The sequence below is a fragment of the Kitasatospora sp. NPDC004669 genome (genome assembly GCF_040609455.1).
Lineage (GTDB): Bacteria > Actinomycetota > Actinomycetes > Streptomycetales > Streptomycetaceae > Kitasatospora.
The window spans coordinates 142670-156692 of record NZ_JBEXKB010000003.1 but is presented as its reverse complement, the minus strand read 5'-3'; the positions used below and the strand labels follow the sequence as shown (position 1 = coordinate 156692).

At 73.6% G+C, this 14023-nt stretch carries 11 protein-coding genes and 3 tRNA genes; 13 read left to right on the top strand and 1 reads right to left on the bottom strand.

Features of this window, described 5'->3' with window-relative positions:
* The 6 genes from ABZW30_RS04305 to ABZW30_RS04280 form a co-directional block, all read left to right on the top strand.
* Positions 1-180, top strand: a 180-nt coding sequence (locus ABZW30_RS04305) for a hypothetical protein (RefSeq protein ID WP_355669508.1), incomplete at its 5' end; no start/stop codon positions are given.
* Positions 177-1943: a LytR C-terminal domain-containing protein gene (locus ABZW30_RS04300; protein WP_355669507.1), complete on the top strand. Its 1767-nt coding sequence runs from the start codon at positions 177-179 to the stop codon at positions 1941-1943. The genes ABZW30_RS04305 and ABZW30_RS04300, both read left to right, overlap by 4 nt.
* 151 nt (positions 1944-2094) lie before the next feature.
* Complete coding sequence (rsfS, locus tag ABZW30_RS04295; protein ID WP_355669506.1) at positions 2095-2553, top strand: ribosome silencing factor; 459 nt, start codon at positions 2095-2097, stop codon at positions 2551-2553.
* Positions 2550-3197 carry a histidine phosphatase family protein gene (locus tag ABZW30_RS04290; RefSeq protein ID WP_355669591.1) on the top strand — a complete coding sequence of 216 codons (648 nt, stop codon included), beginning with the start codon at positions 2550-2552 and terminating at the stop codon, positions 3195-3197. The genes rsfS and ABZW30_RS04290 overlap by 4 nt, the downstream gene beginning before the upstream one ends.
* A 302-nt stretch (positions 3198-3499) precedes the next feature.
* Positions 3500-3572, top strand: a tRNA-Ala gene (locus tag ABZW30_RS04285).
* A 57-nt stretch (positions 3573-3629) separates the two neighbouring features.
* Positions 3630-3702 (top strand) — tRNA-Ala (locus ABZW30_RS04280).
* 61 nt (positions 3703-3763) lie between these two features.
* On the opposite strand, the gene ABZW30_RS04275 is transcribed toward ABZW30_RS04280, so the two are convergent.
* Complete coding sequence (locus tag ABZW30_RS04275; RefSeq protein WP_355669505.1) at positions 3764-4663, bottom strand: helix-turn-helix transcriptional regulator; 900 nt, start codon at positions 4661-4663, stop codon at positions 3764-3766.
* A 103-nt stretch (positions 4664-4766) separates the two neighbouring features.
* Between ABZW30_RS04275 and ABZW30_RS04270 the strand changes: the two genes are divergently transcribed.
* From ABZW30_RS04270 to ABZW30_RS04240, 7 genes are all read left to right on the top strand, one after another.
* On the top strand, positions 4767-6215 hold the full coding sequence (locus ABZW30_RS04270) for an MFS transporter (RefSeq protein ID WP_355669504.1): 1449 nt from the start codon (positions 4767-4769) through the stop codon (positions 6213-6215).
* Positions 6216-6341: 126 nt separating this feature from the next.
* Positions 6342-6414, top strand: a tRNA-Ala gene (locus tag ABZW30_RS04265).
* 98 nt (positions 6415-6512) lie between these two features.
* Complete coding sequence (locus tag ABZW30_RS04260; RefSeq protein ID WP_355669503.1) at positions 6513-7808, top strand: hypothetical protein; 1296 nt, start codon at positions 6513-6515, stop codon at positions 7806-7808.
* A gap of 344 nt (positions 7809-8152) precedes the next feature.
* A complete protein-coding gene (leuS, locus tag ABZW30_RS04255; protein ID WP_355669502.1) occupies positions 8153-11038 on the top strand; it encodes a leucine--tRNA ligase in 2886 nt (961 codons plus the stop codon).
* A 268-nt stretch (positions 11039-11306) separates the two neighbouring features.
* Entirely contained in the window at positions 11307-12056 is a 750-nt protein-coding gene (locus ABZW30_RS04250) for a hypothetical protein (protein WP_355669501.1), read from the top strand.
* Positions 12057-12127: 71 nt separating this feature from the next.
* On the top strand, positions 12128-12973 hold the full coding sequence (locus ABZW30_RS04245) for a DegV family protein (RefSeq protein ID WP_355669500.1): 846 nt from the start codon (positions 12128-12130) through the stop codon (positions 12971-12973).
* Positions 12974-13106: 133 nt separating this feature from the next.
* Positions 13107-14018, top strand: coding sequence for a ComEA family DNA-binding protein (locus ABZW30_RS04240; RefSeq protein ID WP_355669499.1), 912 nt, complete (start codon positions 13107-13109; stop codon positions 14016-14018).
* Positions 14019-14023: the final 5 nt, after the last annotated feature.

Sequence of the window (14023 nt, the reverse complement as noted above, 5' to 3'; positions counted from 1 at the left end):
GAGCGCAGCGAGGTGGGGCGCATGAGCGAGCGCAGCGAGCGAATGATCAATGGGCGCGCGTTTCGCGAAGCGGCCGCCGAGCGCAGCGAGGTGGGGCGCATGAGCGAGCGCAGCGAGCGAATCATCAATGGGCGCGCGTTTCGCGAAGCGGCCGCCGAGCGCAGCGAGGTGGGCGCATGAGCGAGCGCAACGGCAACGGGCAGCAGCCGGAGGAGTGGTCCACCGGGCAGTACCAGCAGCCGTACCAGGGGTACCAGCAGCAGGGGTACGAGCAGCCGCAGTACGACCAGTACGGGCAGCCGGTGTACGGCCAGGGCACTTTCGCCGGCCACCAGCAGCAGGGGTACCAGCAGGAGCAGGGCTACCAGCAGGGGTACCAGCAGCAGGGGTACGAGCAGCCGCAGTACGACCAGTACGGGCAGCCGGTGTACACCCAGGACCCGTACGGCGGCTACCAGCAGCAGGCGTACCACCAGGGGTACCAGCAGCCGTACCAGGCTGCGCCGGTCGTCGCCGAGCCGCAGCCCGAGGCCGTCGCCCCCGCCGCGCCCGCTGAACCCGCCGCGCCGGCCGCCGTGCCGCTGCCGCGCCCGCGCACGCCCCGGCCGGCCGCCGAGGCGGTCCCGGCCAAGCCCGGGGCGCCGTCCGAGCAGGTCGCCGGGGCCCGGTCCGGCAAGGCCGGCTCCCGCGCGCCCAGGGACAGCTACACCACGGGCGAGTTCACCTTCGTCGACGAGGAGGCGGAGGAGACCGAGGACGTCATCGACTGGCTGAAGTTCGCCGAGTCCCGCAGCGAGGTGCGCGCCGAGCGGCGCCGCAAGCTGCGCAACCGGCTGGTCGGCCTCGGTGTGGTGGTGGCGCTGGTGGCGGGCGGCGTCGGCGGCTACCTGTGGTTCACCGGCGACAAGCCGACCGCGGCCGCCGCGGCCGGCGGGCGCCAGGTCAACGTCGTCCACCTGCGCGACCTGCAGGGCAAGGTGTCCAGCGCGCTGCTGGTCAACGACGCCTCCGGGCACAAGGGCACGGTGCTGCTGCTGCCCGACAACCTGCGGCTGCCCGGACCGGGAGACCCGCCGGTGACCACCGTCGGCCAGTCGATGGACGCGATCGGTGCCTCGGCGACCCGCGACGGGCTGTCCACGGTGCTGGGCGCCCCGGTGGCGGGCACCTGGCGGCTGGACACCCCGTACCTGGAGATGCTGGTCTCCCAGCTCGGCGGTGTCCGGGTGGACACCAACGCCGAGACCCACGAGGGCGGCAAGCCGGACGGCAAGCTGCTGTCCGCGGTGGGCAAGAACATCCTGCTCAGCGGTAAGGCCGCGGTCGCGTACGCCACCCTGCAGGGGCCCGGCGAGAACCGGGACGCCCAGCTGGCCCGGTTCGGTCAGGTGATGGACGCGGTGGTGCGCACCATGCCGACCGAGTTCAAGGACGCCAAGGACGACGTGCACCGGATGAACGCGGTGCTCGACCCCTCGCTGCCCGAGGACGCCCTCGCCGGGGTGCTCGCCCAGCTCGCCCAGCAGGCGAAGGACGGCCATTTCGGCACCACCGCGCTGACCGTCAAGCCGGACGGCAGCCTGGACGAGGCGACCGCCGGCAAGCAGGTCAAGGACGTGCTCGGCGGTACCGTGAAGTCCACGGCGGCCGGCGACACCCCGGCCCGGGTCTCGCTGCAGGACGCCTCCGGCAACGACGCGGCCGCGGCCGCCGCCCAGGTGCAGATCGTCAACTCGGGCCTGACCTTCATCCCGGGCGGCTCCAAGACCGCCGCGCAGGCCACCAGTGAGATCCGCTACACCGACGACGCCCGGCAGGCCGCGGCGAAGTCGCTGGCGACCAGCCTGGGGCTGCCGGACTCGGCGGTGAAGAAGGTGGGCGACGCCCAGAACGCGGACCTGGTGGTCGTGCTGGGCAAGGACTACCAGCCGCCCAAGCAGTAGGCCGGCGGCCCGGCCCGGCCCCGATCGGCCGCGCCCGGCCCCGGCGGCCCCGGAAAACGGTTCCGGGGCCGCCGGGGCGGCGTGAGATCCTGGAAGGCGACCCCCGGCCGCTCGCCGGGGCCGCCCCAAGCCGCCGAGCCGGAAGAACACCGTGACCGTCACCGACCACAGCCAGCAGCTCATCACCGTCGCCGCGCAGGCGGCGGCCGACAAGCTCGCGCACAACATCATCGCCTTCGACGTCAGCGAGGTGCTGTCGATCACCGACGCCTTCCTGATCGCCTCCGCGAACAACGACCGCCAGGTCCGCTCGATCGCCGAGGAGATCGAGGACCAGCTGCGCGAGCAGTTGGACATCAAGCCGGTGCGCCGCGAGGGCGAGCGCGAGGGCCGCTGGATCCTGCTCGACTACCTGGACATCGTCGTGCACGTCCAGCACTCCGAGGAGCGCTCCTTCTACTCGCTGGACCGGCTCTGGAAGGACTGCCCCGAGCTGCCGCTGCCCGAGGACGCCATGGCCTCGCGCAACCGCCCCGACGCCATCACCGACAAGGCCGGCAACGCCGTCGCCCCGGCCGACGACTTCGGCAAGCCCGAGGACCTGCACTGAGCCGGGAGACACGGGGTCCGCGCATCGTCTTCTGGCGGCACGGCCAGACCTCCTGGAACCTGGAATCGCGCTTCCAGGGCACCACGGACATCGAGCTGACCGGCCAGGGCGTCCTGCAGGCCCAGCGGGCGGCCCGGCTGCTCTCCGGCCTGCGCCCGGACCTGCTGATCTCCTCGGACCTCAAGCGCGCCCGGCGCACCGCCGAGGAGCTGGCCCGCCTCACCGGGCTCGACGTGCAGCACCACGAGGGCCTGCGGGAGACCTACGCGGGCTCCTGGCAGGGGCTGACCAACGCCGAGATCCGTGAGCGCTACCCGGAGGAGTACACGGCCTGGGCGGCCGGGGAACCGGTGCGGCGCGGTGGCGGTGAGCTGTCCACCGAGGTCGCCGACCGCTCGGTGCCGGTGGTGCTGGAAGCCGCCGCCAAGCTGCCGGAGAACGGCACGCTGGTCGTGGTCAGCCACGGCGGCACCATCCGCACCATGCTGGGGCGACTGCTGGGCCTGGAGCCGCCGCTGTGGGAGTGCTTCGGCGGGCTGTCCAACTGCTGCTGGTCGGTGCTCGGCAAGGGGGCGCGCGGCTGGCGGCTGCTGGAGCACAACGCGGGCACGCTCCCGCAGCCGGTCATCGGCGACGACACCTGACGGTTCCGGCCGGGGGCGGCACCCGGCGACGAGGGCCCTCGGGGGCTCCGGGGACTCCCCGGAGGCTTCCGGGGGCCCTCTCCGTGCTGCTTCCCCGGGCTTCCCCGGGCTTCCCCGGGCTTCCCCGGGCTTCCCCGGGCTTCCCCGGGCTTCCCGGGGAAGCCCCAGGGGGGCCTCGGGGGAGCGGCCTCGGGGGCCCGGAAGACGCGGATTTCGCAGTTCCGGGCCTGACCGGCTAGAGTCTTCCTCGTTCGCACGGAGGGAACGCGGCCCGGAAGGGAAGCGGGAGATCCGGTGAGTGCGGGGCTATAGCTCAGTTGGTAGAGCGCTTGCATGGCATGCAAGAGGTCTGGGGTTCAATTCCCCATAGCTCCACTCCGCATCGGCGGTCGTGGCCAGTTGGAATTCAGGGGCCAGGGTCGTCCGTGTCGCGGGGCTATAGCTCAGTTGGTAGAGCGCTTGCATGGCATGCAAGAGGTCTGGGGTTCAATTCCCCATAGCTCCACAGCAGTTCGAGAGGCCGTCACCCACCGGGTGACGGCCTCTCGCGTTCCGCCCGGAGGCGGTCAGGACACGCAGGTGTGCCGCCAGCCGCCCGGCGGCAGCGAGTTGAGCGCCTCGACCCGCCCCCGGTCCTGGTCGGTCACCGGGACGTAGACCACGATGTAGCACTCCGGCACGCCCGGCATCGTCAGATAGGTGGCGTCCAGCCGCATCACACCGAGCACCGGGTGGCGGAAGATCCGCAGCAGGGTCTTCGGCGGTGCCACCTCCTGGCGCTCCCACAACTCCCGGAACAGCTCGCTGCGCGCCGAGAGCCGTTGCACATGGGCCTCCCAGACCGGCTCGCCGACGTGCTTGCCGTACGCCGAGCGCAGCACCGCCACCATCCGCGGCAGGGTCTCCTCCGGGTTCTCGCACGGGTTGCAGCACGACGGCGCGGTCAGCATGCACCAGAGGCTGTTGAAGAAGACCCCCTGGGACGGGCGCATCCGCTCGGTGCCGAACAGCGAGCGGTACGGCTGGTTGAAGCTCAGCACGTCGAACCGGGTGTTGGAGACGGCAGCCGGCAGCGGGGCGAGCGAGTCCAGGATCACCTGGATCGACGGGCTCAGCTCCGGCGGGGCCGGCTGCGCGAGCGGCGAGGGGGCCACCCCGGCCAGCCGGAACAGGTGCGCGCGCTCGGTGCCGTCCAGCCGCAGCGCCCGGGCCACCGCCAGCAGCACCTGCTCGCTGGCGTTGATCGGACGCCCCTGTTCGAGCCAGGTGTACCAGGTGACCCCGACCCCGGCGAGCTGCGCGACCTCCTCGCGGCGCAGCCCCGGCGTACGGCGGCGCAGTCCCGGCGGCAGGCCGACGTCCTCGGGGGTGACCCGTGCCCGGCAGGCCTTCAGGAAACGGGCCAGTTCGGTTCGACGGCGGTCGCGGCCGCCCGCTGCGGTGGGCAGTTCCTCCAGCACGGTCATACCGTCCATCGTGCCGCAGCGCGCCCGGGCGATACAGGTGCTGCCAGTACCAGGATCAGCAAGCTCTAACCACCAGTACCGGCAGAGCCCCAATATGGCCGTCATGACGGACCTTCAGATCCGACCCGGCGTGGTCGGAGGCACCGGCGAGGCCCCGGCCGTACGGCCCGGGCTCCTCCTCGCGCTCGTCCTGTGCGGGCAGTTCATGGCCGTGCTCGACGTTTCCATCGTCAACGTCGCGGTGCCCACCATCCGCACCGACCTCGGCGCCTCCGGCGCCGCGCTGCAACTGGTGATCGCCGGCTACACCATCGCCTACGCGGTCCTGCTGATCACCGGCGCCCGGCTCGGCGCCCGCTACGGCTACAGCCGGCTGTTCCAACTCGGCCTGGCCGCCTTCACCGCCACCTCGCTGGCCTGCGGCCTCGCCCCGGGCACCGGCTGGCTGATCGCCTTCCGGCTGCTCCAGGGCGCGGGCTCGGCGCTGATGGTGCCGCAGGCGATGAGCCTGCTGCAGCGCACCTTCACCGGCGCCGCCCGCGCCCGGGCGCTCGGCCTCTACTCGGCGGTGCTGGCCGGCGGCATGGCGCTCGGGCAGGTGCTCGGCGGGGTGCTGGTCAGCGCCGACCTGTTCGGCACCGGGTGGCGACCGGTGTTCCTGGTCAACGTGCCGCTCGGGCTGGTGCTGCTGGCCGCCGGCGCCCGGCTGCTGCCGCGGCTGCCCGGCGACGCCTCGCGCGGCTTCGACCTCCTGGGCCTGGTGGTGCTGGGCGCGGCGCTCGGCCTGCTGGTGGTGCCGCTGGTGCTCGGCCACGAACTCGGCTGGCCGGCCTGGGGCTGGGTGATGATCGCGGGCAGCGTGCTGCTGTTCGGCCTGTTCGTGGTGGTCGAACGCGGGATAGCCCGGCGCGGCGGGCAGCCGCTGATCTCCGGGCGGGTGCTGCGCGCCCCCGGGCTGCGCCCGGCGGCGGCCGGACTGTTCGCGATCATGGCGGCCTTCTCGGGCTTCATGTTCTCCTTCGCCCTGCACCAGCAGGCCGCGCTCGGCCACAGCGCGCTGCGGGCCGGGCTCTGCTCGGCGCCCGTCGCGGTCGGCTTCGGGCTGGCCAGCCTGCACTGGCACCGGCTGCCGGGCCGCCTGCACGGGCTGCTGCCGGTGCTCTCCGCGGTGCTGCTCGGGGGTGGCTACCTGCTGCTGGGGGTGCTGCTCGGCGGCGGCTCCGAGATCGGGGCGGTGCCGCTGGCGGAGATGGCCGTGCTCGGCCTGGCCGCCGGCTGCGCGTACGCGCCGCTGTTCGCCCGGGCGCTCGCGGGGGTGGCACCCGAGGACGCGGCCGATGCCAGCGGGGTGATGGTGACGGTCATCCAGCTCGGACAGGTGATCGGGGTCGCGGTGCTCGGTTCGGTGTTCCTCGGGCAGGTGGACCTGCCGGCGCCGGCCGCCGAGTCGGGGCACGCGCTGGAGGTCACCCTGGCGGTCAACGCCGTCGGGGTGCTGCTGGCCTCGGGCTTCGCCGCGCGCAGCCGACGGGCGGTGCGCCGAGGGCCCTGAACCTCCCCGTGGCCCGCACCTCGGGAAACGGATTTCTGGAGCACGCCCCGGACCGTGTAAAGTAGTCGATGTCGCCGAGGGAAACGGACGGAAACGGCCGAGAAGCCCGGTGACATCGCAGGTCAAGGGGCTATAGCTCAGTTGGTAGAGCGCTTGCATGGCATGCAAGAGGTCTGGGGTTCAATTCCCCATAGCTCCACAGTGGTCAAGAGCCGCCTCCCGTCACCGGGGGGCGGCTCTTCGCCGTTGTGTCCATGCCATCGGTGGGCGAGTGGGAAAGACCGCTACCGTCGTGCCATGGCCGATCTGCAGCGAAGGCGGAACGAGGAGCTGGCCCGGATACTGCACCAGCTCGGCTGGAGCCCGGAACGGCTGGCCCGCGAGGTCAGCCTCGCCCTGCCGCCGGGCCTGGCCATCAGCTCCACCGCCCCGTACAAGTGGCGCGACCGGGGCATGGTGCCGCGCAGCCCGCACGACCAGACCGTCTGCGAGGTGCTCAGCCGCACCCTGGGCATCGCCGTCACCTACGAGCAGCTCTGGGGCCGGATGGGCGGCCACCGCGGCGCCAAGATCCTCTCGCCCCGGCTGCTCACCGACCCGTGGACCGCCGACACCGCCCAGACCGCCCTGCGCGAGGCCGCCACCGACGCCGGGCCCGTCCGCCTCACCGACCTCTTCCGCAGCGCCGACCTCGACCACGCCGCCGAACGGCTCGCCTCGCCGCCCCCGCCGGTCGGCGGCGGCGAGGGCGCGCTGCGCATCGACGCCGGACTGGTCGGCGAGCTCGGCCTGTCCTTCCGCAGCAAGCAGCGACTCGAACGCTCCTGCGGCGGCGGCCTCGTGCTCGGCCCCACCCGGGCCGAACTCGCCATGCTCGCCAAGCTGTTGGAGCTCGGCGCGTACGACGAACGGCTGGGTCGCGAGCTGTACGGGACGGCCAGCAGGCTCGCCCGGCTGGCCGGCTGGGCCGCTTACGACCTCGGCCACGACGCGGCCGCCCAGCGGGCCTTCGTCGCCGCGCTGCGCGCCGCCCACGTCGGCGGCGACCCCCGGCTCGGCGTCGCCGGGCTCGGCGCACTGGTGGTGCTCGCCACCCAGGGTGCCGGCGGGCGGGGCCTGGACGCCGTCTCGGCGCTGCGCACCGCCCTGGAGACCCACGGCCCCGCGCTCAGCCCCACCTCCCGGGCCCGCCAGCTCGGCCGGATCTCCCGCGCCCACGGCCGGCGCGGCGAGGCCGAGCAGGCCGAGGCGGCCGCCGCCCGGGCCTTCGCCGAACTGGACGGCGTGCCCGGCACCGAGGAGGCCCGGGCCGACCTCGCCGGCATGGTGGGGGAGGGGCGGCTGGCGCTCGGCCGGTGCCGGATGGCCAAGCCGCTGCTCGCCGAGGCCGTCGCCGGGCTCGGGCCGGGGCGGGCGCGGTCCAAGGCGCTGCTGATGGTCCGCCTCGCCGAGACCCACCGGCGGCTCGGCGACCAGCGCGAGGCCGCCCGTACCGTGGCGCAGGCGCGCTCGCTGGCGGCGGGTATGCAGTCGGAGCGGCTGGCGAAGGCGCTGCGGGACTTCGACGCGGCGGAGCGGGCGGCGGCGCGGTGATCCCGTTCCGGCCCGGCGTGGTGGGCGCGGTGCGGGGCTGCGCGGGGATCCAGGCGCGGCACGGCGCGGTGGGCCGGGCCCGGCGCGGGGCGCCCGCTGTGCGGTACGGCCGGGAGTGCCCTGACCTGCTTGCGGTACCCTGAGCCCATGCGAACCGTGCGCCTGCTCCTTAGCCGGCCGCGCTGACCAGGACCGGCCGCGCCTTCGGGCGGTGCCGGAGTCGGCGTGGCATCCCCTCCTGCGAGGGGATTTTTTGTTTTCCGCCCCCGCCCGCGTCGTGGGACGGGTCCACGGGCCGGCCGCGTCGCGGTTCGCCAACTGACACCGATGGAGCTTGAAGGACCATGAGCGAGACGACCCCTGCGTCCGGCGCGGCCGAGACCGCGACCGAGCCGTTCCGGTACAGCGCCGCGCTGGCGGCGGACATCGAGTCCCGCTGGCAGGACCTCTGGGAGAAGGAGGGCACCTTCCACGCCCCCAACCCCGCCGGTGCGCTGGCCGACCCGGCCGCGGGGGACGTCGCCGCGAAGCCGCACAGCTTCATCATGGACATGTTCCCGTACCCTTCGGGCGCGGGCCTGCACGTCGGCCACCCGCTGGGCTACATCGCCACCGACGTCTTCGCCCGCTACCAGCGGATGACCGGCCACAACGTGCTGCACACGCTGGGCTACGACGCCTTCGGCCTGCCCGCCGAGCAGTACGCGGTGCAGACCGGCACCCACCCGCGGGTCTCCACCGAGGCCAACATCGCCAACATGCGCCAGCAGCTGCGCCGGCTGGGCCTGGGCCACGACCCGCGCCGCTCGATCTCCACGATCGACCCGGACTACTACCGCTGGACCCAGTGGATCTTCCTGCAGATCTTCAACTCCTGGTACGACCAGGACGCGCGCAAGGCCCGTCCGATCGCCGAGCTGGTCGGCCAGTTCGAGGCCGGCTCGCGTGAGGTGCCGGGCGGGCGCGCCTGGGCGGAGCTGTCGGCCGCGGAGCGCGACGAGGTCCTGGGCGAGTACCGGCTGGCCTACGCCAAGGAGGTGCCGGTCAACTGGTGCCCGGGCCTGGGCACCGTGCTGGCCAACGAGGAGGTCACCGCGGACGGCCGCTCCGAGCGCGGCAACTTCCCGGTGTTCAAGTCCAACCTGCGCCAGTGGATGATGCGCATCACCGCGTACTCCGACCGTCTGATCGCTGACCTGGACCTGCTGGACTGGCCCGAGGCCATCAAGCTGCAGCAGCGCAACTGGATCGGCCGCTCCGAGGGCGCCCGGGTCGACTTCGCCGTCGACGCCGGCAAGATCACCGTCTTCACCACCCGGCCCGACACCCTGTTCGGCGCCACCTACATGGTGCTGGCGCCCGAGCACGGCCTGGTCGACTCCATCGTCCCCGCCGCCTGGCCGGAGGGCGTGCCCGCCGAGTGGACCGGCGGCGCCGCCACCCCCGCCGAGGCCGTCGCCGCCTACCGCGCCGCGGCCGCCGCCAAGTCGGACGTCGAGCGGCAGGTCGAGGCCAAGGTCAAGACCGGCGTCTTCACCGGCGCCTACGCCGTCAACCCGGTCAGCGGCGAGTCCGTCCCGGTGTTCGTCGCCGACTACGTGCTGATGGGCTACGGCACCGGCGCCATCATGGCCGTCCCCGCCCACGACCACCGCGACTTCGCGTTCGCCCGCGCCTTCGCCCTGCCGATGCGCTGCGTCGTCGAGCCGACCGACGGACGCGGTCAGGACCCGGCCGCCTGGGGCGACGCGTTCGACACCTACGACTCCGTCATCGTCAACTCCGCGGGCTCCGAAGGCGATCTGTCGCTGGACGGGCTGAGCGTGGTCGACGCCAAGGCCGCCGTCACCGCCTGGCTGGCCGAGCGCGGCATCGGCGAGGGCACCGTCAACTACCGCCTGCGCGACTGGCTGTTCAGCCGTCAGCGGTACTGGGGCGAGCCCTTCCCGATCGTCTACGACGAGGACGGCGTGATGCACGCGCTGCCCGAGTCGATGCTGCCGGTCGAGGTCCCCGAGGTCGACGACTACTCGCCGCGCACCTACGACCCGTACGATGCGGACTCCTCGCCGGAGACCCCGCTGTCGCGCAACGAGGCCTGGGTCGACGTCGAGCTGGACCTGGGCGACGGCGTCAAGAAGTACCGCCGCGAGACCAACACCATGCCCAACTGGGCGGGTTCGTGCTGGTACGACCTGCGCTACGTCGACCCGACCAACACCGAGGCCGTCGTCGACCCGGCCAACGAGCGGTACTGGCTGGGCCCCACCGCGGCCAAGCCGGCCGGCGGCGCCGACCTGTACGTCGGCGGCGCCGAGCACGCCGTGCTGCACCTGCTGTACGCGCGCTTCTGGCACAAGGTGCTGCACGACCTGGGCCACGTCTCCTCGGTCGAGCCGTTCCACAAGCTGTTCAACCAGGGCATGATCACCGCGGACGTCTACCGCGACGAGCGCGGCTTCCCGGTGCCCGCCGCCGAGGTCGAGGAGCGCGACGGCAAGTACTTCTGGCAGGGCGAGCCGGTCAAGCGCGAGGCCGGCAAGATGGGCAAGTCCCTGAAGAACGCCGTCGCCCCGGACGACATCGCCGACGAGTACGGCGCGGACACCCTGCGCCTGTACGAGATGTCCATGGGCCCGCTGGACGTCTCCCGCCCCTGGGACACCCGGGCCGTCGTCGGCTCGTACCGCTTCCTGCAGCGGCTGTGGCGCAACGTCGTCTCGGAGACCACCGGTGAACTGGTCGTCACCGAGGAGCAGCCGGACGAGGCGACCCTGCGCGCCCTGCACAAGGCGATTGACGGCATCCGCGGCGACATGGCCGGGCTGCGCTTCAACACGGCCGTCGCCAAGGCGATCGAGCTGAACAACTACCTGGTCAAGCGCGGCTCCACGCCGCGGGCGGTGGCCGAGCAGCTGGTCCTGATGGTCGCGCCGCTGGCCCCGCACATCGCCGAGGAGCTGTGGCGCCGCCTGGGCCACGGCGAGTCGCTGGCGCACGCCGACTACCCGGTCGCCGACCCGGCGTACGTGGTCGACGAGGCGGTGACCTGCGTGGTGCAGATCAAGGGCAAGGTGAAGGCCCGGCTGGAGGTCGCGCCGAGCATCTCGGACGCCGAGCTGGAGGCGCTGGCGCTGGCCGACCCGGCGGTGGTCGCGGCGATCGGCGACGCGGCGGTGCGGAAGGTGATCGCGCGGGCGCCGAAGCTGGTGAACATCGTCACCGGCTGACGGTTCGGGTGAGGCCGGCTGGGCCGGTTCTATCGGGCGGGTGTCCTTCGGGGCGCCCGCCCGGTGCTTTTGCCGCGGCCTTCCCGGTGGCCCGCGGGTCCTTGGTTCCCGGGCCCTCGGGGAGATCCCGGATCTGTCCCTGATCTCCGCCCGTCGGGCCCGTTCGGACCGGCCCCGGGCCGGGTGCGGGGGCTACGGTGGAACCCTCGGCAGAGCGGCCCGCGTTGGGCCCGGTGGGGGCCGACTCGGTGGCGGAAGGTGGCGCGCGATGGACGTGTTCGGCGTGATGATCGGCTTGGTCCTGCTCTTCGGGATCGCGGTGCTGGTCCTGGCCGTGGTCGGTACGGTCAAGGCGGCCAAGGCGGTCGCCGCGAAGGTCGGGAAGCACGAGGCCAACGCCCGGCGCGCCGTCGAGACCGCCACCCTCAAGGCGAAGACGTACACCAAGGTCGGCCCGCCCGCGCAGATCGCCACCGTCCGGCTCAAGCTGCGGACCTCCCTGGACGGCACCCGGCAGGTGTTGGAGAGCGGGCTGGCGCAGGACGGCCAGCTCGGCGAGGCCCTCGCGCTGCTGGCCCGGCTCGACGCCCACGCGGCGGAGCTGGACGGCGAGCTGCGGATGCTGGAGCGCGAGCCGGACACCGCGCGGATCGCGGCCAAGCTGCCGGAGCTGCGGGAGCGGGCCGAGCGGATCACCCACTCGGCGGAGACCATGCGGTGGGCGGCGCAGGACCGGATGCGCCGGTTCGCGGACGACGAGCTGGGCCGGCTGAGCCAGGAGTGCGAGAGCGAGGCGGGGGCGCTGCGGCACTGGGACACCGCGGGGGCGGGTTCTGCGGGGTCCTCGTCCGGCGTCGGTTCGTCGGCCGGTGCCGGTGCCGGTGCCGGTGCGGCTCGGGCCGGGCTGACGGACGGGAAGGGGCGGCCGAGCGCGGAGGAGTTGCTCGGGCTGGCCGAACCGCTGGCGAAGCTGGCGCAGCGGCTGCGCAAGCCGTCGACGGGGCCCTCCGCGGGCTGAGTCACCGCGTCCTCCCGGTGCGCCGGGAAGAGCGCTGCCCTCCCGGACGAACGGGGAGTAACCTCCGCCTCATGCCCTCCGACCTCGCACTTGTCACCGATTCCACGGCCTATCTGCCGCAGTCGGCCCTCGACCGGCACGGGATCACGGTGGTCCCGCTGAGCGTCGCGGTCGGTGACTCGGTCCTCTGCGAGGGCGTCGAGATCTCCCCGAAGGACGTCGCCGAGGCACTGCGCGCCAAGCAGCGGGTGACCACCTCCCGGCCCAACCCGGAGACCTTCGCCGCCACCTACCGCGCGGCCGCCGAGGCCGGGGCGAAGGGGATCGTCTCGGTGCACATCTCCGGCGAACTGTCCGGCACGGTCGAGGCCGCCCGGCTGGCGGCCGCCGAGGCGCCCGTACCCGTGCGGGTGGTGGACAGCCGACTGGTCGGCATGGCCCTCGGATACGGGGTGCTGGCGGCGGCCGAGGCGATCGAGGCCGGTCAGGGCCTGGCCGGGGCGGCCGGGGCGGCGGAGCGACGGGCGGCCGGGACCAGCGGGTTCTTCTACGTGGACACCCTGGAGCACCTGCGCCGGGGCGGACGGATCGGGTCGGCGCGGGCGCTGCTCGGGTCGGCGCTGGCGGTCAAGCCGCTGCTGCACCTGGACGGCGGGCGGATCGAGCCGCTGGAGAAGGTGCGGACGGCCTCGCGGGCGATCGCGCGGCTGGAGGAGATCGCGGTCGAGCGGTCGGGGGAGGGCGAGGTGGACATCACCGTCCACCACCTGGCGGCCGAGGACCGGGCCGAGCCGCTCGCGGAGCGGCTGCGGGCGCGGGTACCGGGGCTGCGGGAACTGTACGTGGGCGAGGTGGGGGCGGTGATCGGCGCGCACGTCGGGCCGGGCCTGCTCGCGGTGGTGGTCGCGCCGCGCTGAGGCGGCGGTCCGGTCAATTTCCGTGGGTGTCCCTCCCTCGTGTGAGTGACGTTTTTTATCCACAACCCCCGGGTTGTCCACAGGGTTTCGGTAATTTCTGCGGGCGGCCCTCCGGGCTCCTAGCGTCCTCGCCATGACGACTTTGGGCCTGGGCGCGGCGAAGCGCCAAGCGATCAACGAGACGGTGCGGCTGCGGATGGCGGCACTGCTGCCGACGGCGGACGACGAGCCGGTGGGAGGCTCCTCCTCGGGGGCGCCTGCGCCCTTGGGGACTTCTCCGCCCTCGGGGACTTCTCCGCCGCCGCCCGTTGAGACGGTGCCGTCGGCGGCGGTGGACCTCGCCGATCCGCCCCCGGGTAGCGGGCGGCTGCGGTTCGCCACGGCGCTGGCGCTCGACCGGCGGGCGGTGGCCGGGCTGGTGATCCTGCTGCTGTTCGCGGTGGGCTACGCCGTGCAGCACTTCTGGCTGGCCAGGCCGGAGTCGGTGGCGGTTCCGGCGTTGGCCTCGGCGGCGGAGTCGGGCACACCCTCGGGCCATGTCTCGGCCGGCTCCGGGGCCGGTTCCGGAGCAGGTCCGCCCGAGGCCGCTGCGGGCCCGGGCGCCGAGGCCGCCGTCGTGATCGACGTCGGCGGGCGGGTCCACCTGCCCGGCCTGCACACCCTGCCGGGCGGCTCCCGGGTGGCGGACGCCCTACGGGCGGCGGGCGGTCCGCTGCCGGAGACGGACACCAGGGGCCTCAACCTGGCCCGGGCCCTGACGGATGGTGAGCAGATCCTGGTCGGCGAGCAGGCCCCGGCTCCCGTCCAGGTCTCCGGCGGCGCCAACGGGCCTCCCGGGGGCGGCACACCCCGACCACCCGTCAGCCTCAACCGCGCCACCCTCGAACAGCTCGACACCCTCCCGGGCGTCGGTCCGACTCTCGCCCAGCGCATCCTCGCCTACCGCACCTCGCACGGCTCCTTCCGCACGGTCGACCAGCTCCGGCAGGTCAGCGGCATCGGCGCCCGGACCTTCGCGGAACTCCGTCCGCTGCTGACGCTCTGACGTTC